The sequence below is a fragment of the Streptomyces sp. NPDC001843 genome, assembly GCF_042891955.1.
Taxonomy (GTDB): Bacteria; Actinomycetota; Actinomycetes; order Streptomycetales; family Streptomycetaceae; genus Streptomyces.
In genome coordinates this window covers 43890-69589 of sequence record NZ_JBIATQ010000022.1, presented here as the reverse complement: position 1 = coordinate 69589, position 25700 = coordinate 43890, and the positions used below count along the sequence as shown (strand labels likewise).

Below are 25700 nucleotides of genomic sequence, written 5' to 3'. Positions count from 1 at the left end.
CCTATCGGCCCGCCCGGGCATCCTCGGCGGGCGGTTCGTCACACTCTGCCTGTCCCAGGAGCAGCCTCTCCAACTCCTCCCGGCCGGGCAGCCGCCCGGGCCGTACGACCTCGCCGGTGCGCACGTACAGGAACACGGCGGTGACCGACTCCGGCGGCACCCCCTGCTGCTCGGCCCAGGCGAGCCGGTAGACGGCGAGCTGCAGTGGGTCAGCGGTGCGGTCGCGGCCGGTCTTCCAGTCGACGATCTCGTACGTCGTCCCGTTCCCGTCCCCCGTGCCGTCGTCGTACCGGTAGACGGCGTCGATACGCCCTCGTACGACGCGGCCGGCGAGGGCGAGCTGGAAGGGGGCCTCGACGCGGTAGGGGGTGCGGTGCGCGTACTCGGTGCGTTCGAAGGCGTCCTTGAGCGCCTCGAGGTCGCGTTCGTCGGCGATCTCGGCCTCGCCGCCGGGCAGTTCCTCCGGCTCCAGCATGGGCAGGGTCAGCTCTTCGAACCGGGCCTCCACCCAGGCGTGGAACCGGGTTCCCCGGCGCGCGGCCGGTTGCGGGGGGCGCGGCATGGGGCGCGCGAGTTCCTGCGCGAACCCGTCGGGGTCGGCGGCCAGGTGCAGCAGCTGGGACGCGGTGAGCGTGGTCGGCAGCGGGACCTCCGTGACGCTCTGCCGGGCGCGCTGGAGCTCCCCGGTGAGGGCGTCGAGGTCGCGGTCCCAGGAGGCGATGGTGCGGGCCTCCTCGGGGGTGAGCGGCGCCGGGGCTTCCGGCTCGGGGGGACGGGGCCGGGCGACGGGCGGCTCGGGGGCCTTCGCCTGGTGCGGGACCGCGGGGCGGTCGGTGGCCCACGCGTCCCAGTCGGCCGGATCCTCCGCGAAGGGGTCGGGTTCGTCGTACGGGGGCTGTTCGTCGTACGGGAACCCTTCCTCGTCCGGCGGGGCCGGCCAGTCCGGGGCGTCGTGGGCGCCGGGGTCATGGGCGGCGACCGGGTGACCGGTGTCCCCGATGGCCAAGGCCTCGAGGTGGGCCAGGACGGTCTCCGCGGCGGCACGGCGGCGGGCCAGTGCGGCGTCGTCGAGCGGCAGCGGCCAGACCTGTTCGGCGGTCGCCCCGTGCAGCACGGGGTTCTCCTCGTCCTCCTCCGGTTCGTCGGCCCAGGCCTCGATCTCGCCGTGGCCGGCGGTGCAGTGGTCGTAGAGAGCCTGGAGGAAGTCGGACGGGCCGCGGGGTTTCTTCTGGCTGGGGCCCCACCAGTGGCCCGAGCCGAGGAGCAGGGAGCGGGGGCGGGTGAAGGTGACGTAGCCGAGGCGGAGTTCCTCGGTGTGCTGGTGGTCCTTCATGGCCTCGTGGAAGGCCTTCATTCCCCGGGAGTCCCAGCTCTCGACGTCGGGCAGGGTGTCCGCGTCGCCCCGCAGCCGGTGCGGCAGCACCTTGGCCTGGGAGGTCCACTTCTCTCGGCCCTGGCTGCTGGGGAAGGCGCCCTTGACCAGGCCGGGTACGGCGACGACGTCCCACTCCAGGCCCTTCGACTTGTGCGCGGTGAGCACCTTGACGGTGTTCTCACCGCCGGGCAGGGCGTTGTCGAGGCCTTTCTCGTACTGGGCGGCGGTGCGCAGGAAGCCGAGGAAGGCCAGCAGGGAGGCCTCGCTCTCGTTCGCCGCGAAGGACGCGGCGATGTCCAGGAAGTTCGACAGGGTCTCGCGGCGGCGCGCGGCGAGGGCGTGCGGCGACGCCGACAGTTCCACCTCCAGGCCGGTGACGGCGAGGACGCGGTACAGGACGTCCATGAGGGGGTCGGCCAGTGAGCGGCGCAGCTCGCGCAGCTCGGCCGCCAGGCGCGCGAACCGTACGCGCGCCTCCGCGGAGAAGGGCAGCCCGTCGTCGTCCGCGTTGTCCTCGACAGGCGATTCGAGGAACGTGTCGAGTGCGTCGGCGAGCGATGTCACCTCGGACGGGTCGACTCCCTCGACGGCCTCGGCGAGCCGACGGTCAGGGTCGTCCTCGGCGCCTGCGCGCGCGTGGGACACGAGCAGACGCGCGCGCCGCCCCAGCAGGGCGAGGTCGCGGGGGCCGATGCGCCAGCGCGGGCCGGTCAGCAGGCGGACCAGGGAGGCGTTGGCGCCGGGGTCCTGGAGCACCTCGCAGACGGCGACGAGGTCGGCGACCTCGGGCAGGTGCAGCAGTCCGGAGAGGCCGACCACCTCGACCGGGATGTCCCGGGCGACGAGGGCGCCCTGGATCTGGGCGAAGTCGGTCGCCGCGCGGCACAGCACGGCGATCTCGCCGGGGGCCTTCCCGGTGCCGACGAGGTGGGCGATGGAGTCGGCGATCCAGTCGATCTCCTCGGCGTGGGTGCGCAGCAGGGCACAGCGGACCATGCCGTCCCGCTCGGCGCCGGGGGCCGGGCGGAGGGCCTCCACGCCCGCGTGCATGGCGCGCAGGGGCTCGGCGAGGCCGTTGGCGAGGTCGAGGAGGCGGCCGCCGCTGCGGCGGTTCTCGCTGAGTGCCTGGCGGGTGGCGGAGCGGCCGTCGGCGTGCGCGAAGTGCTCGGGGAAGTCGTCGAGGTTGGCGACGGAGGCGCCGCGCCAGCCGTAGATGGCCTGGCAGGGGTCGCCGACGGCGGTCACCGGGTGCCCGGTGCCACCGCCGAACAGGCCCGCCAGGAGGACGCGCTGGGCCACCGAGGTGTCCTGGTACTCGTCGAGGAGCACCACGCGGAACTCCTCGCGCAGGGCCCGGCCGACGTCGGGGAGCCGTGCCAGGGCCGCGGACAGGGCGATCTGGTCGCCGAAGTCGAGCAGGTCGCGCTCGCGTTTGGCGGCCCGGTAGCGCAGCACCAGCTCGGCGAGTTCGCGCCGGGCGGCGGCCGTCTCGGGGACCTTGCGCAGGTCGGCGTTGGTGAGCTTGGCGCCTTGCAGGGTGCGCAGCAGGTCGGCGTCCCAGGTGCGCAGGTCCTCGGGGCGTACGAGATGTTCGGCGAGTTCGGCGTCGAGGGTGAGCAGGTCGCTGACGAGGTCGGCGAAGGAGCGGGTCAGCGCCGGGTACGGGCCGGGTGCCTCGCGCAGCACGTGCGCGGCGAGCTGGTAGCGGGTGGCGTCGGCGAGCAGGCGGGACGTCGGTTCGAGGCCGATGCGCAGACCGTGGTCGGTCAGCAGGCGTCCGGCGAAGGCGTGGTAGGTGGAGATCACCGGTTCGCCGGGCGGGTTGTCGGGGTCGATGAGGTCGGGGTCGGTGACGCCGGCCCGAATCAGGGCCTTGCGGACGCGTTCGGCGAGTTCACCCGCGGCCTTGTTGGTGAAGGTGAGGCCGAGGACCTGTTCGGGCGCGACCTGCCCGGTGCCGACCAGCCACACCACACGTGCGGCCATGACCGTGGTCTTGCCCGACCCGGCTCCGGCCACGATCACCTGCGGAGCGGGCGGTGCGGTGATGCAGGCCGTCTGCTCCGGGGTGAAGGGGATGCCGAGGAGCTCCTTGAGCTGCTCGGGGTCGGTGATACGTGCGGGCATTCCTCAGAGGCTAGTGGCGGCCACTGACAGCCGATGCCGAACCGTCCCCCCGCGCCGGTTGATGCCCAGGTCAGCACGGGGGGTGCGGTCCGTCACCCGGGTCACTCGACGACGTGTCGGCCTTCGGGCCGTGCGCTGCAGGACGCCCGGAAGGCGCAGTGGGTGCAGTGCTGACCGGTGCTCGGCGTGAACCGTTCGTCGAGGACCTTCCCGGCGGCGTTGGCCAGCAGTTCGCCGACCCACTCGCCCTCCAGCGGTTCCTGGGACTGCACCTTGGGCAGGGTCTCGCCGCCGTCCCGCTGGGCGGCGCCCTGCCTGAGGTGGACGAGTTCGGCGCCGCCGGGCTCTGGGCGCCCGCCGTCGAAGGCGTCGTCCACGGCGCCCTCTCGGACGGCGAGCTGGTAGACGGCCAGCTGCGGATGCCGTTCCACCTCGCGCGCGGTCGGCGCCTGCTTGCCGGTCTTGAAGTCGACGACGTAGGCCCGGCCCTCGCCGTCCGCCTCGACCCGGTCCATCTGGCCGCGGATGCGCACCTCGTAGTCGCCGGCTGCGAGGGTGACGTCGAAGTCGTGTTCGCTCGCCACCGGTGTCCGCACGGCCCGGTCGAGCACGTGCCATTTCAGGAAGCGTTCGAGGGCCGCGCGCGCGTGTCCCTTCTCCTGCTCCGACTTCCAGGGGGCGTCGAACGCCAGCGCGTTCCACACGGAGTCCAGGCGTTCCATGAGGACGTCGAGGTCGGCGGGGGTCCGCCCGGAGGCGACCTCGTCGGCCAGGACGTGGACGACGTTGCCGAAACCCTGCGCGGCGGTGGCGGGCGTGTCGGCCTTCACCTCGCGGCCCAGGAACCACTGGAGGGCGCAGGTGTTGGCGAGCTGATCCAGGGCGCTGCCGGACAGCACGACCGGCTGGTCCCGGTCGCGCAACGGCACCTTGCTCTCGGTCGGATCGAACATGCCCCACCAGCGGTACGGGTGCGCGGAGGGGACCAGCGGGCGGCCGTCCTCGTCGGCGAGGGCGGCGAGCCGGGCCAGGCGTCGGGCGGCGGCCTCCCGCAGGGCCGCTGAGGCGCGCGGGTCGACCGTCGTGGCGCGCAGTTCGGCGACCAGCGCGGCCACGGACAGCGGGCGGCGCGGGCGGCCGGTGACGTCCTGTGGTTCGACGCCGAGTTCGCTGAGGAACCGGGAGGGCTGGTCGCCGTCGTCCGCGGGCGCCTTCACGGCGGTGACGACGAGGCGTTCACGCGCGCGTGTGGCGGCAACGTAGAACAGGCGGCGTTCCTCGGCGAGGAGCGCCCCCGGGGTGAGCGGTTCGGCGAGTCCGTCACGGCCGATGCGGTCGGCCTCCAGCAGGGAGCCGCGGCGACGCAGGTCCGGCCACAGTCCTTCCTGGACACCGGCGATCACGACCAGGCGCCACTGGAGGCCCTTGGAGCGGTGCGCGGTCATCAGGCGCACGGCGTCGGGTCGCAGCGCCCGTCGGGTGAGGGTGTCGGCGGCGATGTCCTCGGCCTCGATCTCCTCGAGGAAGTTCAGGGCGCCCCGGCCACCGGTGCGCTCCTCCGCGCGCGCGGCGGTCGCGAACAGGGCGCACACGGCGTCCAGGTCGCGGTCGGCGTTGCGGCCGGCCGCGCCGCCGCGCCGGGCCGCCCGCTGCAGGCGGTTGGGCCACGGGGTGCCCTCCCACAGGTCCCACAGCGCCTCCTCGGCCGTACCGCCGCCCGCCAGGCGCTCACGGGCCTTTCTGAGCAACGCTCCGAGGCGCTGGGCCCCGCGCGCGTACGCGGGGTCGTGCGCGACCAGACGTTCGGGTTCGGCGAGCGCCAGCGTGAGCAGTTCGTCCGAGGGGCGCGGCAGCGGGTTGCCGGCCGCCCGCTCCTCCTCGCGCAGGGCGCGGCCCAGCCGGCGCAGGTCCGCGGCGTCCATGCCGGCGAGAGGGGAGGTCAACAGGGTGAGGGCGGTCTCGGTGTCGAGCCAGCAGGAGTCCTGGCCGGACTGCTGGGAGTCTTGACCGGACTGCTCGGAGTCTTGACCGGACTGCTCGGAGTCCTGGCCGGGCTGCTGGGGGGCCTGACCGACCTGCCGGAGGGCCTGACCGGGTTGTCCCGCCGCCTCGGCGGAAGCCACCGCGCGCAGCGCCGTCAGCAGCGGTGCCACCGCCGGTTCATGGCGCAGGGGCAGGTCGTCGCCGTCGATGTCCAGGGGGACGCCGGCCGCCGTGAGGGCGCGGCGGACCGTCGGGATGGTGCGGGACCCGGCGCGCACGAGGACAGCCATGTCGCACCAGGCCACCCCGTCCTCCAGATGTGCCCGGCGGAGGATGTCGGCGATGTTGTCCAGTTCCGTGCCGGGTGTGGGGTACGTGTGGACCTCGACGCGGCCGCCGTCCCGCACCGGGGTGAGCTCACGGTGGGCGCGTACCTTGTCGGCCGGGAGGCGGGTCAGCGGCATGCGCTGGGTCAGCAGCCGGGTCGCGTCCAGCAGGCCCGCGCCGGACCGGCGCGAGGTGCGCAGCACCTCGACGGGGGCCGGGCGGCCGTCCGCGCGCGGGAAGGTCCGCGGGAAGTCCAGGATGCCGTTCACGTCGGCGCCCCGGAAGGCGTAGATCGACTGGTCGGGGTCGCCGAAGGCGACCAGCGTGCGGCCGCCGCCGGCCAGGGCGTGCAGCAGGCGGACCTGGGCCGGGTCGGTGTCCTGGTACTCGTCGACGTACACGGCGTCGTACCGGGCGGCGAGGTGTGCGGCGACCTCCGGACGGCGGGCGAGGAGCACCGCGCGGTGGACGAGCTCGGCGTAGTCCAGGACGCCTTGCAGGTCGATGACGTCGAGGTACTCGGCCAGGAAGGCGGCCGCGGCCCGCCAGTCGGGGCGGCCGATCCGCCGGGCGAAGGCGTCCAGGGCATCGGGGCCCAGGCCCAGCTCGCGGCTCCTGGCGAGGACCGCGCGGACCTCGTCGGCGAAACCCCGGGTGGTCAGACAGGCGCGCAGCTCGTCCGGCCAGCGCACATGGTGCAGCCCTAGCCGCTCCAGCTCCGGCTGTCCCGCGAGCAGCTCACGGACGGTCACGTCCTGTTCGGGGCCGGAGAGCAGGCGCAGGGGCTCCATGAACAGGTCGCTGTCCTGGTGGGCGCGGACCAGGGCGTAGCAGTAGGAGTGAAAGGTGGTCGCCTGGGGGGCGCGGGCGGCCCCTGAGCGCCGGGCCATGCGGTCGCGCAGGTCGACGGCCGCCTTGCGGCTGAACGTCAGCACGAGGATGCGCTCGGGGTCTCCGCCCCTGGCGATCCGGGCGGCCACGGACTCGACGAGCGTGGTGGTCTTGCCGGTGCCGGGGCCCGCGAGGACGAGCAACGGGCCGGCCCAGTGATCAACCACGGCACGCTGGGCGGCGTCCAGACGGATGGGATCCGGCTCGGCCGGAGGGGTACGCACCAGTCTGTAAGCGCCACTGTTCCCCTGCCGCACCGGGGGGTGGGGCAGGCGCCTGGTGGAAGAAGAGGAGCTCACGTGGTTCGCCGGTCCTGGTGGGTGTGCTGGTTGGCAGGCGGTCACGCGTACGTGACGGTGGCCGCGCGGTGAGGGGAACGCGCGCAGCCGACGCTACGCCGGGAAAAAGAGCGGAAGCAGGTTCTCCGCTTCATCCCTCCCGACCCTCGTGCCACGCGGGTCCCGTCTCACACGAACGTACGTCATGCCACGGACGTGCCCCCTGTCCCCCTTACGGGCCACAGGTTCCCCCCTTCGGTGTCCGATGGCGGAAGCTGTCAGGTGTGAACCTCCGCGCACTCGTCGCCGCCCCATCGGGCCCGCCTCATGTCGAGGCGGGGCAGATGGCCCTCGGCCGCTCTGGCCGCTTCCTTCAAGGGGGTGCCCTCGGCGCGGTACCGCTCGAGTGCCCGCAGCTCGTGGCCGGGCAGCAGGACGCCGTCCGCGCGGACGACCCGCCACCACGGAACGGCTCCGCCGTACAGGGCCATCACCCGGCCCACCTGGCGCGGGCCGCCCTCCTGCAGCCACTCCGCGACGTCCCCGTACGTCATGACCCGCCCGGGCGGGATGTGCTCGGCCACGTCGAGGACCCGCTCGGCGTACTCCGGGAGCGCGTCCGCGTACCCCGCGCCCGCGTCCTCCGGAAACCCCTGCTCGCTCATCCGCCCCATCCTGCCGCACGCCACCGACAAAGGGACGCGGGCCGCGGCAGGACCACCCCTCGCCCTCCGGCGGCGCTTCCGGCAGACTGTGCGCCCCCGCATTTGCTCCCTGATGCCCCCGTGTGTCGGTGCGGCATGCCACCATCGTGCGGGCGGTGACTGGTGATACGAGACCAAGAAGAGACGATGAAACAGCAGGGCGTGCACCCCGAAGGCGCGGAGGGCACCTCTGCAGCGGCGTCGCGCCCTGACACCGCCGGACCGCGCGAACAGGACTCCGACCCCGGGGACACCCGGCGGCCGGACAAGGACGCCGCTCCCGGCCCCGACCCCGCTGAGGAGGTGCACGCCGACGCCGTGGAGGGCGACGAACCGCTGCTCCCCGCGCGCGTGCACCGTCCCTCCGACCTGATGCGGCTGCTGGTGGGCATCCTCGCCATCGCCGTACTGCTGGCGATCGCCGCGTTCGCGCACGGGACCACCTCGGGGCTCGAACAGGACATCAACAAGGGCACCGGCCAGGCGCCCGATCTGCTGATCAGGTTCGCGGGGCTGGCGTCGAGCATCGCGATCCTCCTGGTCCCGGTCGCGTTCGCGATCGAGCGGCTGATCAAACGGGACGGGCTGCGCATCGCCGACGGCGTGCTCGCGGCGGTCCTCGCGCACGGTGTGACGCTCGCCACCGACCTCTGGGTCGCCCGGGCCGCCCCGCCCTCCATCCAGGACGCGCTCACCCAGCCCTCCCCCGGTGACATCCACGCCCTGACCGACCCGGTGCACGGCTACCTCGCCCCCGTCATCGCCTACATGACGGCCGTGGGCATGTCCCGGCGGCCACGCTGGCGGGCGGTGCTGTGGATCGTGCTGCTGCTCGACGCCTTCTCGATGCTGGTCACCGGCTACACGACACCGTTCTCGATCATCTTGACCGTGCTGATCGGCTGGACGGTGGCCTACGGCACCCTGTACGCGGTCGGCTCCCCCAACGTCCGGCCCACCGGCCAGACCCTGATGGCAGGGCTGCGGCACGTCGGTTTCCACCCGGTCAGCGCGGCCCGCGAGGACGCCCCGGACACCGACGGGGACCGCGGCCGACGCTACTTCGTCACCCTGGAGGACGGCCCGCCGTTGGACGTCACGGTCGTCGACCGGGAGCAGCAGGCCCAGGGCTTCTTCTACCGGGCGTGGCGCAACCTCACCCTGCGCGGCTTCGCCACCCGTTCCAGCCTCCAGTCGCTGCGCCAGGCGCTGGAACAGGAGGCGCTGCTGGCGTATGCGGCCATCGCGGCGGGTGCCAACGCGCCGAAGCTGATCGCCACCTCGGAGCTGGGTCCCGACGCCGTCATGCTCGTCTACGAGCACACCGGCGGGCGCACCCTCGACTCGCTGGCCGACGAGGAGATCACCGACGACCTGCTGCGCAACACCTGGCACCAGGTGCAGGCCCTGCAGTCCCGGCGCATCGCACACCGCAGGCTCGCGGGTGACGCGATTATGGTGGATCGTTCCGGCACGGTGATCCTCACCGACCTGCGCGGCGGCGAGATCGCGGCCGGTGACCTCCTGCTGCGCATGGACGTCGCCCAGCTGGTCACGACGCTCGGCCTCCGGGTGGGCGCCGAACGGGCGGTGGCCTCCGCGGTCGGCGTCCTCGGCCCCGACGCGGTCGCCGACTGCCTGCCGATGCTCCAGCCGATCGCATTGACCCGCTCCACTCGCGCCACGCTGCGAAAACTGGCCCGGGAGCGGGCCCAACGCGAGCGTGACGCCGTGCTCGAGGCGTCCCGGCAGGCCAAACAGGCCCGCCTGGAGGAAGCCTCGGACGACAGCAGACCCGCACTGGAGAAGCCCGACAAGAAGACCGTGCGGGCCGAGCAGCGGGCCGAGAAGCGGGCCATCGACGAGGCCCTGGAGGAAGCGCGCGAGGAGGACCTGCTCACCCAGATCCGGCACCAGGTGCTGCGCATCAGGCCGCAGGCGCCCGTGGAGCCGGCCCGGCTGGAGCGGGTGCGACCGCGCACGTTGATCAGTTTCATCGCCGGCGCGATCGGTGCCTACTTCCTGCTGACGCAGCTCACGCACATCGAGTTCGGACCGCTCGTGGCGAACGCCCAGTGGGGATGGGTCGTCGCGGCCGTGCTGTTCGCCGCGCTCAGTTATGTCGCGGCGGCGATGCAGCTCCTCGGGTTCGTGCCGGAGCGGGTGTCGTTCGCGCGGGCCGTGGCGGCTCAGGTGGCCGGCTCGTTCGTGAAGATCGTGGCACCGGCCGCGGTCGGCGGTGTGGCACTCAACACGCGGTTCCTGCAGCGCGCCGGAGTGCGGCCGGGGCTCGCCGTGGCGAGCGTCGGCGGCTCGCAGCTCGCCGGGCTCGGCTGCCACATCCTGATGCTGCTGTCCTTCGGCTATCTGACCGGGACCGAGAAGACGCCGTCGCTGTCCCCGTCCCGGACGGTCATCGCCGGTCTGCTGACGGTGGCGGTGCTCGTACTCGTGGTGACGTCGGTGCCGTTCCTGCGGAAGTTCGTCGTCACGCGCGTGCGGTCGCTGTTCGCCGGTGTCGTGCCGCGCATGCTGGACGTTCTGCAGCGCCCGCAGAAGCTGGTCACCGGCATCGGCGGCATGCTGCTGCTGACGGCCTGCTTCGTGATGTGCCTGGACGCGTCGATCCGGGCGTTCGGCGACGGCACGACCTCGCTGAGCATCGCCAGTGTCGCCGTCGTCTTCCTGGCAGGCAACGCGCTCGGTTCCGCGGCGCCCACCCCGGGCGGCGTCGGAGCGGTCGAGGCCACCCTGACCGTCGGGCTCATCGCCGTGGGCCTGCCCAAGGAGGTCGCCGCACCGGCCGTCCTGCTGTTCCGGCTGCTGACGCTGTGGCTGCCGGTCCTGCCGGGCTGGCTGGCCTTCAACCAGCTGACGCGCAAGGGCGCACTGTAGGGCCTGCCCGGCGTACGCCCCGCCCGGACGCACGCGGGGCGTACCTCGTACGGCCTGCGCCCCGCGCGCCCCGGCGGACGCGCCCCCAGGATGGGAGTATGCGCCGCTTCCGGATCCGAGCCGCCGCCCTGGTGTCCGCCGTGCTGCTGTCCTTGCTGCCGGCGGGGTGCGGTGACGGCAGCAAGGACGGGGACCTGACGGCGCAGAAACTGGACTGGAAGGACTGCCCCGCTCCTTCGGCCGCGGAAGGCGGCGGCAGCGCCCCCTCGCCGCTGCCGGACGGGACGGTGTGGCAGTGCGCCACGCTGCAGGCGCCGCTCGACTGGAGCAAGCCGAAGGGCGATCGCATCGGCCTCGCGCTGATCCGGGCCGCAGCGAGCGGACCGGCCAGCAGGCGGATCGGCTCGCTGGTGTTCAACTTCGGCGGGCCCGGCGGCAGCGGTGTCAGCACGCTGCCGGCGTTCGGCGAGGACTACGCCAAGCTGCGCACCCGCTACGACCTGGTCAGCTTCGACCCGCGCGGCGTGGGCCGCAGCTCCCCCGTGGAGTGCGAGAACGACGCCCAGCTCGACGAGTACTTCCAGCAGGACGCCACACCGGACAACGGCGCCGAACGGGCCCGGCTCCTGGACCGCACCAAGATGTTCAACGCGGCCTGCGAGAAGCACTCGGCGAAGATCCTGCCGCATGTGCGCACCACGGACGCGGCCCGCGACATGGACCTGATGCGGAAGGTCCTCGGCGACGCCAAGCTGTACTACTTCGGCATCTCCTACGGCACCGAACTCGGCGCCGTCTACGCCCACCTGTTCCCGAGGCACGTCGGCCGCGCGGTGTTCGACGCGGTCGTCGACCCCACGCAGAACGCCGAACAGAGCTCGCTCGGGCAGGCCAGGGGCTTCCAGCTCGCGCTGGACAACTTCGCCGAGGACTGCACCTCCAAGACGACCGAGTGCCCGATCGGCGACACCCCGCAGGACGTCAAGGCCCGCATCGCCAAGCTGCTGAGCGACCTCGAGCGCAAGCCGATCCCCGGGGTCTTGCCGCGTGAGCTGACCCAGACCGACGCGACCAACGGCATCGCGCAGTCCCTGTACTCGAAGGACTTCTGGGAGTACCTCACCGAGGGGCTCCAGCAGGCCTACGGCGGCGACGGCAAGATCCTCATGCTGCTGTCCGACTCGATGAACGGCCGCGACGAGAACGGGGAGTACAGCAACATCACCGCGGCGAACATCGCCATCAACTGCTCCGACGAGAAATCCCGCTACACCAGCGCCTACGTCCAGCAGCGGCTGCCCGAGTTCCGCGCCGCCTCGCCCCTGTTCGGGGACTACCTGGCCTGGGGTCTGGTCGGCTGCACCGACTGGGCCGTGCCGGGCGCCGCCGACCATCCCGACGTGAGCGCGCCCGGATCGGCGCCGATCCTCGTCGTCGGCAACACCGGGGATCCGGCGACGCCGTACGAGGGTGCGAAGAAGATGGTGGACTCGCTCGGCAAGGGCGTCGGAGTCGAGCTGACGTACAGGGGACAGGGACACGGCGCGTACGACAGCAAGAACAGGTGCGTACAGGACGCGGTGAACGGTTATCTGCTGGACGGGAAGGTGCCCGCCGCAGGGACCGTCTGTTCCTGACGACCTCGAACGTCCCCATGAATGCGCAGGTCAGAAGGTTATCCACAGGTCGGAACCGGTCCGGGAAGATCCGCCTACCATGGCCGGAGAGCTCACCGCCACGAGACGCGGAGGGCCAGGGAACGGGGGTGCGCATGTCGCGTTTCGTACGGTGGTCGGCCGCGGTCGCCGCCACGCTGCTGCTGGCCGGCTGCAGCGGCGGATCGTCGGGCGGGGACGAGGGCAAGGGGCGGTCCGGCCCGCCATCGACGGCGCCGAGCGGCGCGTCCGCCGCGGACCTCCCCGCCTCGCTCGCGTCGCAGAAGCTCGGCTGGGGTCGTTGCAAGGCCACTGGGGGCTCCTCCGCGCCGAGCGGTGAGTGGCAGTGCGCGACGCTGAAGACGCCGCTCGACTGGAGCAGGCCCGAGGGCGACACCATCGGCCTGGCGCTTGTCCGGGCGAAGGCCACCGGCGGTGACCGCATCGGCTCGCTGCTGTTCAATTTCGGCGGACCCGGCGGCTCGGGCGTGTCGACCATGCCCGCCTTCGGGCCCACCATGTCCGCGCTGCGCGAGCGGTACGACCTGGTGAGCTGGGACCCGCGTGGGGTGGGGGCGAGCGAGGGCGTCCGCTGCCGCAGCGACAAGGACATCCAGGCCGCCGAGACGGTGGACGCCACACCCGACACCCCGGCCGAGGAGAAGGCCTATCTTCAGGACGCCGCGGACTTCGGCAAAGGCTGTGCGCGAGCCGCCGGGAAACTGATGGCCCATGTCTCGACCACCGATACCGCCCGCGACATGGACCTGATCCGCCAGGTGCTCGGCGACACCAGGACGCACTACTTCGGCTTCTCCTACGGAACCGAACTGGGCGGCGTCTACGCCCACTTGTTCCCGCGACACGTGGGCCGTCTGGTCCTCGACGCGGTGGTCGACCCGAGCGCGGACGCCGTGGGCCACGCCGAGAACCAGGCCAGGGGCTTCCAGCGGGCACTCGACGACTACCTGAGGTCGCGGAGCCAGGACCCGAAGCAGGGCACGCAGAAGATCGCGGACCTGCTGAAGCGCATCGACGCACGGCCGCTGCCCGCGTCGTCCGGGCGGAAACTGACGCAGACACAGGCCGTCACCGGCATCGTCCTGCCGCTGTACAGCGAGTCCCGCTGGCCGGAACTGACCAGCGCTCTCGCGGCGGCGGAAGCGGGAGACGGTACGGAACTGCTCGCACTCGCCGACGACTACAACGAACGTGACTCTTCCGGGCACTACGGCACGACGACCCACGCCCAACGGGTCATATCGTGCCTGGACAACAAGGAGCGGCCCACGCTCCGGGAGACGAGGAAGCTGCTGCCCGAATTCGAGAAGATCTCGCCGGTCTTCGGGGACTTCCTGGGCTGGGACACGGCCGGCTGGTGCCACGACTGGCCGGTGTCCGGACAGTACGAGACCCCGGAGGTGAGCGCACCGGGCGCGGCGCCGATCCTCCTCGTCGGCAACACCGGCGACCCGGCGACACCGTACGAGGGCACCCGCAGAATGGCCGACGAACTGGGCCCGGGCGTCGGCATCGAGCTCACCTGGAAGGGCGAGGGCCACGTGGCATACGGCCGTGGGAGCGACTGCGTCGACTCGACGGTGAACGCCTATCTGCTGAACGGCACGGTCCCGAAGGACGGCAAGGTCTGCTCATGACGACGTCGGGGGCTCCGCGCACCCTTGGTGCGCGGAGCCCCCGACGCGGGACGAGTGGAGCGAACCGCGGTTCAGTAGACCGGCTTGTCCGGTTCGATCTGGTTGACCCAGCCGATGACGCCGCCGCCGACGTGTACGGCGTCCGAGAAGCCCGCGGACTTCAGGACGGCGAGGACCTCCGCGCTGCGGACGCCCGTCTTGCAGTGCAGGACGATCTTCTTGTCCTGCGGGAGGCCCTCGAGGGCGGTGCCCATGAGGAACTCGTTCTTCGGGATCAGCCGGGCGCCGGGAATGGAGACGATCTCGTACTCGTTGGGCTCGCGGACGTCGATGATCTCGATGCTCTCGCCCTCGTCGATCCACTCCTTGAGCTGCTTGGGAGTGATCGTGGAGTCGGCGGCCGCAGCCTGGGCCTCCTCGGAGACGACGCCGCAGAAGGCCTCGTAGTCGATGAGCTCGGTGACGGTCGGGTTCTCGCCGCAGACGGCGCAGTTCGGGTCCTTGCGGACCTTGACCTGGCGGTACTGCATCTCCAGGGCGTCGTAGATCATCAGGCGGCCGACCAGCGGATCACCGGTGCCGGTGAGGACCTTGATCGCCTCGGTGACCTGGATGGAGCCGATGGACGCGCACAGCACGCCCAGGACGCCGCCCTCGGCGCAGGAGGGGACCATGCCGGGGGGCGGGGGCTCCGGGTAGAGGCAGCGGTAGCAGGGGCCGTGCTCGGACCAGAAGACCGAGGCCTGGCCGTCGAAGCGGTAGATCGAACCCCACACGTACGGCTTGTTCAGCAGCACGCACGCGTCGTTGACCAGGTAGCGGGTCGCGAAGTTGTCCGTGCCGTCGACGATCAGGTCGTACTGGCTGAAGATGTCCATCACGTTGTCGGCCTCGAGCCGCTCCTGGTGAAGGATCACGTTCACGTACGGGTTGATGCCCTTGACGCTGTCACGCGCGGACTCGGCCTTGGAGCGTCCGATGTCGGACTGGCTGTGGATGATCTGACGCTGCAGGTTCGACTCGTCGACCTCGTCGAACTCCACGATGCCGAGCGTGCCGACGCCCGCGGCGGCCAGGTACATCAGCGCCGGCGAGCCCAGGCCGCCGGCGCCCACACAGAGCACCTTGGCGTTCTTCAGCCGCTTCTGCCCGTCCATCCCGACGTCCGGGATGATCAGGTGGCGGGAGTACCGGCGGACCTCGTCTACGGTGAGCTCAGGAGCGGGCTCGACCAGGGGTGGCAGCGACACGGGGACTCCGTTGGTCGGTCAAACAGTACGGTTGTTCTTCCCGTAACACTGCCACGGCCTTTTTCATTCCGAGACACCCGTTCCGACACGCGAGACGATCTCGTCCCAGTAGCCGGGCATGCCCTGCCAGGGGTCGGCGCGGCCGCCGCGGTCCGTGCGGTCGGTGAACCAGATGGTCGCCGCGCCCTGCCAGCGGGCGATGCGCAGCGCCTCGTCGAGGTGGCCGCGGGGCACCCCGTGCACGAAGTGGCAGAAGCGGTCCGGCGGGTAGTCGGCGGTCCACTCGGCGACCTGCGACCAGCGGTAGTCGCTCCAGGAGCCGGAGAAGGTCACCAGTTGGTCGGCGTTCTCGGCGTACCCCGGATACGGGTGGGTGCCATGGCCGAGGACGATGTGGGCGTCGTCGCGGATCACACGGAGGGTGGCGACCGTGCGGCGGACCTCGCCGAGCGCGGCGCGTTCGGCGGGGCAGCGGTCCAGCAGGAAACCGTCGGCCTGGTACCAGTCCAGGAAGCGGTGGGCGTCGGCGACCAGCTCACCGAAGGCCCGGGTGCCGTACGCGACGTCCAGGTGGCCGAGGACGCGGACACCGGCGTTGCGCAGCCGGCCCGCCGCCTGGAGGCAGTCCGGGTCGGGGCGGACGCCGGGGCCCCGGGCGACGTCGAGGACGACCCAGTCCAGGGGCGTGCCGGGCCGGGCCAGTCCGGCCCACTCGGCCGGGGCGAGGAGGGGGTGGGCGTAGCCGGGCACGCCCAGGCCGGTGCGGACGCCGGTGCTCGCCGCGCCCGACCTGGTGCCGGTCACATGCGGCATGCCGCCTCCATCCAGATGTCGGCCAGGGACTCCTCGAGGTTGATCCGCGGTCGCCAGCCGAGCCGGTCCCGGGCGGTCCGCACGTCGGCCTGCTGCCAGCTGCCGCAGCCGTCCGGGTACGGGTACGCGACCGGGGAGTGGTCGCCGTCGGGGCGGGGGTGGCCGATGGGGGGCCGGAGCGGTCCGGGCGGTCCGTCGAGTTCGTGCAGGGCGCCGCCGTACCCGGCCACCCGGGCCAGGACGGAGGCGGCGTCCCTCAGTCGCACCGCGCGACCCGAGCCGATGTTGATGACCCCCTGCGCGGCGGACAGCGAGGCGGCGTGGACGGCGCGGGCGACGTCGCGTACGTCGACGAAGTCCCGCTGGACACCGAGACCGCCGAGCTTGAGCTCGCCGTCGCCGGACTGCATGGCGCGGCGCATCGCCTCGGCGAGGCGGCCGAGCGGGGAACCTGCCGGCGTACCGGGGCCTACGGGCGAGAAGACGCGCAGCACGACGGCGTCGAGGCCGGAGCCGAGGACCAACTCGGTGGCCGCGAGCTTGCTGACGCCGTACGGACCGCCGGGGCGGGGCACGGCGTCCTCGGCGGTGGAGGAGCCGGGCTGGCTGGGGCCGTACTCGGAGCCGCATCCGATCTGCACCAGCCGGGCGACGCAGCCACTGCGTCGCATGGCTTCGCAAACGGTGGCGACGGCGACGGTGTTGTGCCGGGTGAGCTCGCGGGCACCGCCGCGGGTGGCGCCCGCGCAGTTGATGACGACGCCCGGGTGGACCGCGTCGAGGAAGCGGGTGAGGGCTCCGGGGCTGCCCGTCGCGAGGTCGAAGCGGACGTCGGCGTCGTCGCCGCGGCCGAGTGCGGTGAGCTGGACGGCCGGGTCGGCGAGCAGGCGGTCGGCGACGAAGCGGCCGAGGTAGCCGTTGGCTCCGATCAGCAGGACTCTCATCGGGCGGCTCCCGGGATGCGTGCTCCGGATGCTCCGGTGGCTCCGGACGCTCCGGGTCGGGAGGTGGTCATCTGGTGTTCTCCTTCAAGGGCGGTGGTGCGGTTGCCTCCGGCGGTGGGCCGGCGCCTGCGGCTGGGTGGTCAGATCACGGGGCGGCCTCCATGGGGCGGGGAGCCGGTCGTGGGTCCGTCATGTCCGGTCTGGCGTCATGTGTGGTCTCGCGTCCCCTCTGCCGTCGGCTCTTCCGTCCGGCCCGTCCCGCCCGCCGGGCCCGTTCGGTCTTCCGCCGATGCGTGGGCCGAGGCCCGGGTCAGGGTGCGGCCGGCGTGGACCAGCAGGGCCATGGCCGCGCTCGCGCAGGCGAGAGTGGGTACGCCGCCCGGACCCCAGGTGTCCACGAGGAACTCGACGGGGGTGGCCAGGAAGGGGCGTCCGGTGAGGCGGCCCGCGAGGACCAGGGCGGGGGCCGCGGCCTCGGTCGCGGCTGCGACGGCCAGGACGAGAGCCGGGGCGTGGCGGTGACGGTGGACGGCGAGCAGGCGGGCCGTCAGGAGGAGGGCGCCCAGGGCGAGGGCCTGGGGGTGGACGGCGGGCTGGTGCAGGGCCGCGCCGCAGAGGGCGAGCAGGGCCGCTAGGGCGCCGAGGTAGAGGACGAACGTGCCGAACAGCAGCGGTCGCGCGGCGGCGGAGAACTCCTCCAGGCCCCGGCTGGACGCGAGTCTGCGGCGGGCCCGCACGGTGAACAGGTGGGCGCACCAGGCCGCCGGGGCGCAGCTCAGGACGAGGGCCAGGACGGGCGCGGTGGCCAGGGGCCAGGGGCCGTCCGCCGTGCCGGTCGGCAGCCCGTGGGGGCCGCCGTCCAGGGCGGCTCGGAGCAGGCCGTCGCCGAGCAGGGCGTAGACCAGCAGCCACGCGGTCGACACGCGTGTGCCCGTCGCCGTGCGCCACGCGCGTGTGCCGGCCGGCGTGCTCAGCGGGCCCCGGCGCAGGGCCGCGCGTAAGGCGAGGAGCACGGCGAGGAGGCCGACCGCGGCGGCCAGGGGACGCGGCCGGCCGGGGGTGAGGTGCAGTCCTGTCACCACCGCCGCGCCGAGGGCGCCGGGCAGGAGGGTGAGCAGCGCCCAGCCGAGGCGTGCCCGGGGAGGTGCGGTGGCGCCGGTGGGCGGAGGGGTCTCGCCGTCGCGGGACACGCGGGCGAACATCTCCTCGGCGAGCGAGAAGACGTCCCGGTGCCGGAAGCGTGCGGCAGTGCGGTCGGTGACACCGTGTGCCTCGAGACCCGCCGCGATCTCCAGCGGGTCCACGGCCCCTTCGCACAGCTCGCGGTGACGGTGCATCAGGGCCTTGACCGGGTCGGCGGCCCCTCGGCGGCGGGCCTGCCCGCGCGTGCCGCCCGAGTCCTCGGTGCCGTCGTGGGTGCCGTCGTGGGTGTCGTCGTGTGCCCATGCTCCGGGGCCGTCGGGGACTCCCGGCTGGTCCAGTTCCTCCAGGCTGCTCATCGTGCCCCCTCCGCCGCCGGCCCGGTGGCCTGTGCCAGTGCGTCGCCGCCGGCCCATCCCGGGCCGGCGCGGCCGACGACGCGGGTCGCGGGGTCGGGCCAGTGGCCGGGCAGGTGGGCCTCGGCGGGGACGGCGAACGGGAGGGGGTCACCGGTCTCGTCGAGGATCGGGCGGCGCACGGGACAGTGCGCGACGATCTCCAGGTAGATGCGGTGGAACGCGGCGACGTTCTGCTCGACGGTGAACAGTTCGAGGGCGCGGGCGCGGGCGGCGGCGCCCAGGCGCGCACGGCGCTCGGGGTCGCGCAGCAATGCCACGCACGCCTCGGCGAGTGCCCGCGGATTGCGCGGGGGGACGACGAGTCCGGTGCCGCCGACGGCCTCGACCACCGCGCCGACGTCCGTGGAGACCGTGGCCCGGCCGCAGAGCATGGCCTCGGCCAGGCTGATCGGGAAACCCTCGACGACGCTGGAGAGGACGACGACGGTGCCCGCCGCGTAGGCGTCGGCGAGGGTGGGTGCCTCCGGAGCGCCGATCTCCTCGAAGGAGACGGGGTTCTCGCCGACCGCGTGGGCGCCCGTCGCCTCGTCCGGGAAGAGCTGGGCGGCGAGCACCTTGCAGTGGCCCAGGTACTCCTGGGCCTCGCGTCCGGTCGCCGCGCCCACGATGCGCAGCCGGGCCGCGGGCTCGGCCCTGCGCACCTCGGCGAAGGCGTGCAGCAGCGACACGAGGTCCTTGGCGGGGTCCACCCGGCCGACCCAGACCAGGGTGTCCGGATCGGCGCGGTCCGGGGACTCGCCGGTCTCCGCGAAGCGGGACGCCTCCAGCCCCGGGTAGACGGTGCGGATCCGGGTGCGGTCCGCGCCGCAGCGCTCCTGCCAGCGGCGGGCGTGCGCGTTGCCGGGCGTGATGATCGCGGCCCGCCGGTAGACCTCGGTGGCGAGCAGGCGGTGGAAGGAGGCGAGCAGCGATCGTACGGCCGGGGCCGCGGTGCCGGGGCCGGAGGCCAGGTAGTGGGAGCGCAGCTGTACGCCGTACTCGGTGACCAGCAGCGGCACCTCGCAGAAGTGGCCGGCGAGGAGTCCGGTCAGGGCCGCGGAGCCGCCGGTCGCCGCGTGGCACAGGTCCACCGAGCCGAGGCCGTCGTCCGCGTACCAGTCGAGGGAGAGGGGGCGCAGGACGCGTTCGAGATGGGCGGCGACGGTGAGCAGTCCGGGAACGCGGGCCTCGCGCGCCGCACGTTGGGCGCCGGGCGCGCGACAGGCGCGCTCGAGGGCGCGTACGGCGGTCTCGGAGCGCAGCGTGCCGGGTAATCCGCCCTGTTCGCGGGCCAGTTCGGCGAGTTCGAACAGCGCATTGCCGAAACGGTCCGTCAGGTGAGTCGAGGCAGCGGCGGAGGCCCCATGCGAGGCTGCTCCGGAGGCCGTGCCCGAGGCAGTACCCGAGGCGGCGTCGGACGCGGCGTCGGATCCGGTGTCGGACGTGGCGTCCGGCCCGGCGCAGACCGCCGCGGCGAGTTCGCCGTAGCACTCGGTGAAGCGTCGGCGCGCGCGCCTGCCGTATGCCGCCCCCTCGTCCTCGGCGGTCCACAGTGGTGCGGTGCGCACCCGGCTGACGTGCGGTGGCAGCGGGACCCATCCCTCGTCCTCCTGCCGCCGGCTGCGGCTGAGCGCGTAGATGTCGAACTCGTGCTGCCCGAGCCCGCGTACGAGCCGGTCGCACCAGAGTCCGGCGTCACCGCCCACATACGGGTAGCCACCCTCCGTCAGCAGTCCGATGCGCACGTGTGCACCCCCGATCTCACGTCTGGCCGGCCGCCGTTCGTCCCGGCGGCTCGCAGCGGGACGAACGTATGCGGACAAGCCGGTGGCGCGACGGACGGTTGTCCATCGCGCCACCAAAAGGGGTGAACGGTCGTAACTTTCCCGTGCGGGTCGCGTTCTGTCGCGCTAGGCAATCGGGCGGACGCGCCGGGTCACGTCTCGCCCGGTCACGCCGCGGCCGGCTCCCGGCGGGCGGCCCGCCGCTCGGCCGCGACGTCGGGGTCGAGGGCGGGTACGGCGGCCAGCAACTGCTGGGTGTACGGGTCCTGCGGGTTGTCGTACACCTCGTCCGCGGGCCCGGACTCCACGATCCGCCCGCGGCGCATCACCGCGACCCGGTCGCTGACCTGTCGCACCACGGCGAGGTCGTGCGCCACGAACACCAGCGCGAGTCCGAGTTCCCGCTGCAGCTCACCGAGCAGCGCCACCACCTGGGCCTGGGTGGTGACGTCCAGGGCGGAGACGGGTTCGTCGCAGACGATGACGCGCGGGTCGGCCGCGAGCGCCCGCGCGATGCCCACGCGCTGACGCTGTCCGCCGCTGAACTCGTGCGGGTAGCGGTCGTAGTGCGCCCCTTGGAGTCCCACGCGTTCCAGCAGTTCCGTCACGCGTCCGCGGATGCGCTCCTCGTCCCGGTCTCCCCGCGCGCGCAGCGGGTCGGCGATGGACTCGCCCACGCTGCGGCGGGGGTTGAGGGAGGAGACGGGGTCCTGGAAGACCATCTGCACGGCCGGGTTCACGCCGCTCACCGCACCGCCCTCGAAACGGACCTCGCCCGCCGTCGGCTCCAGCAGTCCCACGAGCATGCGCCCGAGCGTCGTCTTGCCGCTGCCGCTCTCACCGACGACACCGAGGGTCTCGCCCCGGTGGACCGTCAGCGACACGTCGTCGACTGCCGTGAACGAGCCCTTGCCGCGGCCGAACTCGCGTCGCAGACCGGTCGCCTCCAGTACGACCTCCTCGGTCGCCCCGGAGGCGGCACGGGGCGCGTCCACGCGGGGCACCGCGCCGAGCAGCTCCCGGGTGTACGGCTCGGCGGGCGCTCCCAGGACGGAGCCGACGAAGCCGCGCTCGACCGCCTTGCCGTGCCGCATGACCAGCACCTCGTCGACGCTCTCGGCGGCCACGCCGACGTCGTGGGTGACGAGCAGCAGGCCCATGCCGGTCTCCTCGCGCAAACCGTGCAGCAGGTCGAGGATCTGGGCCTGGACGGTCACGTCGAGGGCGGTGGTCGGCTCGTCGGCGATGAGCAGTTCCGGCTCGCAGGCCAGCGCCATGGCGATCAGTGAGCGCTGGCGCATGCCGCCACTGAACTCGTGCGGCCGGGAACGGGACCGCCGCGAGGCGTCCGGGATGCCCACCCGGTCCAGCACCTCGACGGCCCGCGCGCGTGCCGCCCGCCGTGACGCGCGTGTGTGCACGCGGTACACCTCGGCGATCTGGTCGCCGATCGCGTAGTACGGGTCGAGCGAGGACAGCGGGTCCTGGAAGACCATGGCGGCCTTCGCCCCGCGCAGCCGCCGCAGTTCCTCTTCCGAGGCCTGCTGCACATCGGTGCCGGCGACGTGGACCGAGCCGCCGACCCGGGCTCCCGTGCCCCGGTGCAGGCCGAGCAGGGCACCGGCGACCGTCGACTTGCCGGACCCGGACTCTCCGACCAGGGCGAGGGCGGCGCCGGGCTCCAGCCGGAACGACAGCCCGTCCACGGCCCTCAGGGACCCGAACGCGACGCTCAGGTCCGTGACTTCCACCAGGCTCATGCGAGCACCACCCGTCGGTCGGCCACCGCGTACAGCACGTCCGCGACGGCGTTGGCGAGGACCACGAAGAAGCCGACGACCAGGACCATGCCGACGACCACCGGCAGGTCGACGACGTTCACCGCGTGCACCAGCTCCTGGCCGATGCCGGGCAGGCCGAACAGGGTCTCGGTGAGGACCGCGCCGCCGACGGCCGAGCCGACGTTGTTGGCGTTCAGCGCGATGACGGGCGCCAGCGCGCCGCGCAGCGCGTGCCGTCCCACGATCGACCGCTCCCCCACGCCGTACGCGCGGAAGGTGCGGATGTGGTCCTCGGCGAGCGTCTCCAGCATCGCCGCCCTGGTCAGCCGGGCGAACGCGGCGGCCTCGATGAGCGCCAGCGACAGCCAGGGCAGCAGTAGGTTCCACGCCCACTGCTCGGGGTCGTCGGTGAAGTTCACGTACTCCGGGAAGGGCAGCAGCTGCAGTTCGCCGCAGACGACGATCATCAGGACGAGCCCGATGACGAACACGGGGGTGGCCGTGCCGGCGAGCGTGACCGCGGTCAGGACCCGCTCGGAGATCCGGCCGCGTCGCCAGGCCGACAGCACACCGGTCCCGACACCGAGGACCAGCCACAGCACCATCGCGCCGAGCACGAGCGAGAGGCTGACGGGCAGTTTCGTCAGGATGAGGTCCGTGACCTGCTGGTCGCTCCGGTACGACAACCCCAGGCAGGGCGCCGGGCAGTGCGCCACGGACGTTCCCGTCGAGTAGTCCTGGCCGGCGACGAGCCCCAGCAGGAAGTGCCAGTACCGCACGTACAGCGGGTCGCCGAGCCTGAGCTGCTGGGCGACCTGGTGCACCTGCTCCGGCGAGCAGCGCGGACCGCAGGTGATCTGGGCGACGTTGCCGGGGGTGACGTAGAAGACGACGTAGACGATCACCGAGATGGCGAACAGGGTGACCAGGGCGCCGACGGCGCGGCGCAGGACGAATCCACCGAAGCCGTTCATGCCTTCCCCTCCCGCTTCCGGCCCGTGCCGACGCGCAACCGGGAGGCCGCGCGCGGGTCGAGGGCGGTGCGCACGCCGTCGCCGAGGACGGTGAGCGCGAGGACCGTGAGGAACAGCGCGCCGGCGGGCAGCAGCAGGTACTGCGGTGCCGCCTGGTACCAGACGTCGGCGGCGGTGAGCATCTGTCCCCAGGAGGGCGTGGGCGGTTTCACGCCGACGCCGAGGAAGGACAGGGCCGCCTCCACGGTGATGTTGGTGGGGACGAGCAGGGCCGCGTAGGTGATGACGGGGGCGGCGAGACCCGGCAGGAGTTCCCGACGGGCGATGCGCCAGGTCCCCCAGCCGCTCAGCCGGGCGGCCGAGACGTAGTCGAGCCCCTTCAGGGTGAGCGTCTGGGCGCGCACGATCTTCGCGACGTTGCCCCAGGCGATGAGGCCGATGACCAGCGAAACCAGGACGGGCCGCGGGAAGCTCGACGGGACGATCGCGAGCAGCGCCAGCGACATGATCATCAGCGGCATGGCGACGATGACCTCGGTGGCCCGGCTGAGCAGTTGGTCGACCCAGCGGTTGCCGATCGCGGAGGCGACCCCGATGGTGACGCCGATGGCGATCTGCACCACCGTCGCCGCCAGCGCGACACCGAGGGACACCCGCGCCCCGTACACCAGCCGCGCGAACAGGTCACGGCCGGTCTGCGGCTCCACGCCGAGCCAGTGGTCGGCGCTGACGCCGCCGAACGAGCCGACGGGCACGCCACCGCGCGCGGAGTCGATGAGGGAGGGGTGGTACGTGGTGGGGTCCTGGCCCTCCAGGGCGGTGAGCAGCGGCGCGGCGAGCGCCACCAGGACCAGCAGGGCGACGACGGCCGCCGCGACGACGGCGGCGCGCTGCTGCCGCAGCCGCCGCCAGAACTGACGGGCCCCCGAGACCGCCGGGACGGAAGCGTCCGCCCCGGCGGCCTCGACGGCGACAAGTGCCTCGCTCACGGTGCTACTTCACCGCGACCTGCGAGATGTCCAGCACGCCGGTCCAGTCGCTGATCACGACGTTCTTGATGTCCTTGCCGACCAGGCGCTTGTAGACGGGGTGGAACAGCGGCACGACGAGGGCCTGCTCGCCGATCTTCTTGTCCAGCGCGCCCCACCGCTTGGCTGCGGCCTGCAGATCGGTCAGCTTGTTGATCGCGTCGATCTCGTCGTTGACCGACTTGTCGTCGAACTGGCCCGTGTTGAAGTTGGCGCCGTCCTTGACGATCTGGCGGCCGTCGAAGATCGGGGCGAGGAAGGGACCGCCGGAGGGCCAGTCGGCACCCCAGTGGGCGAGGAAGAGACCGGGTTCGGTCTTCACGCTGTGGATCTTGTCCCGGTAGTCGTTGTCCTCCAGGCCCTGCAGCTTGACCGTGATGCCGGCCTTCTTCAGCGCGTCCTGGACGGCGGTCGCGATCTCCGGGCTGGTCTCGAAGTCCTTGCTGTTGGAGTGCGTGAGGGTGATGGTGAGCCCGGACTTGTAGCCGGCCTCCTTCAGCAGCTCCTCGGCCTTGGCCGGGTCGCCGGTCCTGCCTGCCGGGAAGGGGTCGTACGGCGTGTAGCCGAAGGACTTCTGGTTCGGCAGGAAGGTGGTCGCGGGTTCGGCCAGCGCCGAACCGCCCGCCGCGTTGATGACGGAGGACCGGTCGATGGCGTAGGAGATCGCCTGCCGCACCTTGGCGTTGTCGAACGGCTTCACCTTCGGGTTGAACGCGAGGTAGTTCGTGTAGCCGAAGTGGCCGGTGCCGACGCGCGCGGCCAGTTCCTTGTCGCCGGACACCTTGGCGAGTTCGGCCGGGCCGAGGTTGGTGTCGGTGGTGACCGCGGCGGCGTCCGCGCCCTGGGAAGCGGACAGCCGCTGGTTGATCACGGAGGAGTCCAGCCCGGACCGTACGTCGACGGTGTCGGGGTAGGCCTTGCGCTCGGCGTCGACGGCCGTCGACCAGTACTTGTTGCGCTCCAGGACCAGGTGTTCGCCGTCGTTCTCGTTCTTGACGACCTTGTACGGACCCGAGGAGATCGGGTGGCTCTCGTACTTGGTGCCGGTATCCTTGCTCTTGGGGACCGGCGTGAACTGGGTCTGCGTTGCCAGGTACGGGAACTCGCCCTCGGGCTTGTTCAGATGGAAGACGATGGTCCGGCTGTCCGGCGTCTCGATGGCCGACAGGCCCTTCTTGTCCTTGTACGGCCCCTGGTAGTCCGCCGCGCCGACCAGCCAGTCCCTCAGGTAGGGCGCACCGCCGGAGAGTTCGGGGGCGAAGGAACGCTCGACGCCGTACCTGATGTCGGCCGAGGTGATGGGGGTGCCGTCCTCGTACTTGAGGCCCTTCTTCAGGGTGTACGTCCACACGGTCGCGTCCTTGTTCGGGCGCCCGGTGTCGGTGGCCAGGTCGGGGACGACCTTGGCGCCGGCCGCGCCGTTCTCGCGGTTGCGGGTGGTGAGCGTACGGAAGACGAGGGACGGGACGTTGCCGCCCCCGGAGGTGTACAGGCGGGCGGGGTCGAAGTCCGTCTGCGGCTCGGAGTTGAGGACCGTGAGGGTGCCGCCCTTGTGGGGCGTGGAGTCACCACCGGAGGCCTTGGCATCGTTGTCCTTCGGCCCGCACGCGGCGGCGCCCGCTGCCACGACCAGGCTGACGGATGCCGCGGCCAGGCGGCGCGCTCTGATGGACGGTTGACGCATCGGAATGACGA

At 72.6% G+C, this 25700-nt stretch carries 15 protein-coding genes; 3 read left to right on the top strand and 12 right to left on the bottom strand.

What is annotated here, in order from left to right; all coding sequences use genetic code 11:
• Position 1 precedes the first annotated feature (1 nt).
• The 3 genes from ACFYZQ_RS36815 to ACFYZQ_RS36805 all read right to left on the bottom strand — a co-directional run bounded on the left by ACFYZQ_RS36815 (position 2) and on the right by ACFYZQ_RS36805 (position 7646).
• A complete protein-coding gene (locus ACFYZQ_RS36815) occupies positions 2 to 3502 on the bottom strand; it encodes an ATP-dependent DNA helicase (RefSeq protein ID WP_389157757.1) in 3501 nt (1166 codons plus the stop codon).
• Positions 3503 to 3603: 101 nt separating this feature from the next.
• The gene (locus ACFYZQ_RS36810) at positions 3604 to 7002 is read right to left on the bottom strand and encodes an ATP-dependent helicase (protein ID WP_389157754.1); all 3399 of its coding nucleotides are present in this window, start codon (positions 7000 to 7002) and stop codon (positions 3604 to 3606) included.
• A gap of 257 nt (positions 7003 to 7259) precedes the next feature.
• Entirely contained in the window at positions 7260 to 7646 is a 387-nt protein-coding gene (locus ACFYZQ_RS36805) for an MGMT family protein (protein ID WP_389157751.1), read from the bottom strand.
• Between the two features lie 186 nt (positions 7647 to 7832).
• Here ACFYZQ_RS36805 and ACFYZQ_RS36800 point away from each other — a divergent pair, with 186 nt between their 5' ends.
• The 3 genes from ACFYZQ_RS36800 to ACFYZQ_RS36790 all read left to right on the top strand — a co-directional run bounded on the left by ACFYZQ_RS36800 (position 7833) and on the right by ACFYZQ_RS36790 (position 13893).
• Positions 7833 to 10580, top strand: coding sequence for a lysylphosphatidylglycerol synthase domain-containing protein (locus ACFYZQ_RS36800; RefSeq protein ID WP_389157748.1), 2748 nt, complete (start codon positions 7833 to 7835; stop codon positions 10578 to 10580).
• Positions 10581 to 10678: 98 nt separating this feature from the next.
• Positions 10679 to 12217: an alpha/beta hydrolase gene (locus ACFYZQ_RS36795; RefSeq protein ID WP_389157745.1), complete on the top strand. Its 1539-nt coding sequence runs from the start codon at positions 10679 to 10681 to the stop codon at positions 12215 to 12217.
• A 134-nt stretch (positions 12218 to 12351) separates the two neighbouring features.
• Positions 12352 to 13893: an alpha/beta hydrolase gene (locus ACFYZQ_RS36790; protein WP_389157742.1), complete on the top strand. Its 1542-nt coding sequence runs from the start codon at positions 12352 to 12354 to the stop codon at positions 13891 to 13893.
• A 71-nt stretch (positions 13894 to 13964) separates the two neighbouring features.
• Here ACFYZQ_RS36790 and moeZ read toward each other — a convergent pair whose 3' ends face one another.
• The 9 genes from moeZ to ACFYZQ_RS36745 form a co-directional block, all read right to left on the bottom strand.
• Positions 13965 to 15143: an adenylyltransferase/sulfurtransferase MoeZ gene (gene moeZ / locus ACFYZQ_RS36785; protein ID WP_389157739.1), complete on the bottom strand. Its 1179-nt coding sequence runs from the start codon at positions 15141 to 15143 to the stop codon at positions 13965 to 13967.
• 63 nt (positions 15144 to 15206) lie between these two features.
• Positions 15207 to 15956, bottom strand: a complete 750-nt coding sequence (locus ACFYZQ_RS36780; RefSeq protein ID WP_389157736.1) for a spherulation-specific family 4 protein — start codon at positions 15954 to 15956, stop codon at positions 15207 to 15209.
• Positions 15944 to 16900, bottom strand: a complete 957-nt coding sequence (locus ACFYZQ_RS36775) for an NAD-dependent epimerase/dehydratase family protein (RefSeq protein ID WP_388792353.1) — start codon at positions 16898 to 16900, stop codon at positions 15944 to 15946. The genes ACFYZQ_RS36780 and ACFYZQ_RS36775 overlap by 13 nt, the downstream gene beginning before the upstream one ends.
• Positions 16901 to 17106: 206 nt before the next feature.
• Entirely contained in the window at positions 17107 to 18399 is a 1293-nt protein-coding gene (locus ACFYZQ_RS36770) for a hypothetical protein (protein ID WP_389157734.1), read from the bottom strand.
• Positions 18396 to 20183, bottom strand: a complete 1788-nt coding sequence (locus ACFYZQ_RS36765) for a DUF3492 domain-containing protein (RefSeq protein ID WP_389157731.1) — start codon at positions 20181 to 20183, stop codon at positions 18396 to 18398. Before ACFYZQ_RS36765 ends, ACFYZQ_RS36770 begins: the two co-directional genes overlap by 4 nt.
• 206 nt (positions 20184 to 20389) lie before the next feature.
• The gene (locus tag ACFYZQ_RS36760) at positions 20390 to 21982 is read right to left on the bottom strand and encodes a dipeptide ABC transporter ATP-binding protein (RefSeq protein WP_389157728.1); all 1593 of its coding nucleotides are present in this window, start codon (positions 21980 to 21982) and stop codon (positions 20390 to 20392) included.
• A complete protein-coding gene (locus ACFYZQ_RS36755; protein ID WP_389157725.1) occupies positions 21979 to 22977 on the bottom strand; it encodes an ABC transporter permease in 999 nt (332 codons plus the stop codon). Before ACFYZQ_RS36755 ends, ACFYZQ_RS36760 begins: the two co-directional genes overlap by 4 nt.
• Positions 22974 to 23966, bottom strand: a complete 993-nt coding sequence (locus tag ACFYZQ_RS36750) for an ABC transporter permease (protein ID WP_389157722.1) — start codon at positions 23964 to 23966, stop codon at positions 22974 to 22976. The genes ACFYZQ_RS36755 and ACFYZQ_RS36750 overlap by 4 nt, the downstream gene beginning before the upstream one ends.
• A 4-nt stretch (positions 23967 to 23970) precedes the next feature.
• Positions 23971 to 25689 carry an ABC transporter substrate-binding protein gene (locus ACFYZQ_RS36745; protein ID WP_389157719.1) on the bottom strand — a complete coding sequence of 573 codons (1719 nt, stop codon included), beginning with the start codon at positions 25687 to 25689 and terminating at the stop codon, positions 23971 to 23973.
• Positions 25690 to 25700: the final 11 nt, after the last annotated feature.

What these genes read in the sequence shown, in the direction of transcription:
- ACFYZQ_RS36745 (WP_389157719.1), bottom strand. Translation starts at nt 25,689, where the DNA reads ATGCGTCAACCGTCCATCAGAGCGCGCCGCCTGGCCGCGGCATCCGTC.
- ACFYZQ_RS36800 (WP_389157748.1), top strand. Translation starts at nt 7,833, where the DNA reads ATGAAACAGCAGGGCGTGCACCCCGAAGGCGCGGAGGGCACCTCTGCA.
- ACFYZQ_RS36760 (WP_389157728.1), bottom strand. Translation starts at nt 21,982, where the DNA reads ATGAGCCTGGTGGAAGTCACGGACCTGAGCGTCGCGTTCGGGTCCCTG.
- ACFYZQ_RS36815 (WP_389157757.1), bottom strand. Translation starts at nt 3,502, where the DNA reads ATGCCCGCACGTATCACCGACCCCGAGCAGCTCAAGGAGCTCCTCGGC.
- ACFYZQ_RS36790 (WP_389157742.1), top strand. Translation starts at nt 12,352, where the DNA reads ATGTCGCGTTTCGTACGGTGGTCGGCCGCGGTCGCCGCCACGCTGCTG.
- ACFYZQ_RS36755 (WP_389157725.1), bottom strand. Translation starts at nt 22,977, where the DNA reads ATGAACGGCTTCGGTGGATTCGTCCTGCGCCGCGCCGTCGGCGCCCTG.
- ACFYZQ_RS36770 (WP_389157734.1), bottom strand. Translation starts at nt 18,399, where the DNA reads ATGAGCAGCCTGGAGGAACTGGACCAGCCGGGAGTCCCCGACGGCCCC.
- ACFYZQ_RS36775 (WP_388792353.1), bottom strand. Translation starts at nt 16,900, where the DNA reads ATGAGAGTCCTGCTGATCGGAGCCAACGGCTACCTCGGCCGCTTCGTC.
- ACFYZQ_RS36805 (WP_389157751.1), bottom strand. Translation starts at nt 7,646, where the DNA reads ATGAGCGAGCAGGGGTTTCCGGAGGACGCGGGCGCGGGGTACGCGGAC.
- ACFYZQ_RS36795 (WP_389157745.1), top strand. Translation starts at nt 10,679, where the DNA reads ATGCGCCGCTTCCGGATCCGAGCCGCCGCCCTGGTGTCCGCCGTGCTG.
- ACFYZQ_RS36780 (WP_389157736.1), bottom strand. Translation starts at nt 15,956, where the DNA reads ATGCCGCATGTGACCGGCACCAGGTCGGGCGCGGCGAGCACCGGCGTC.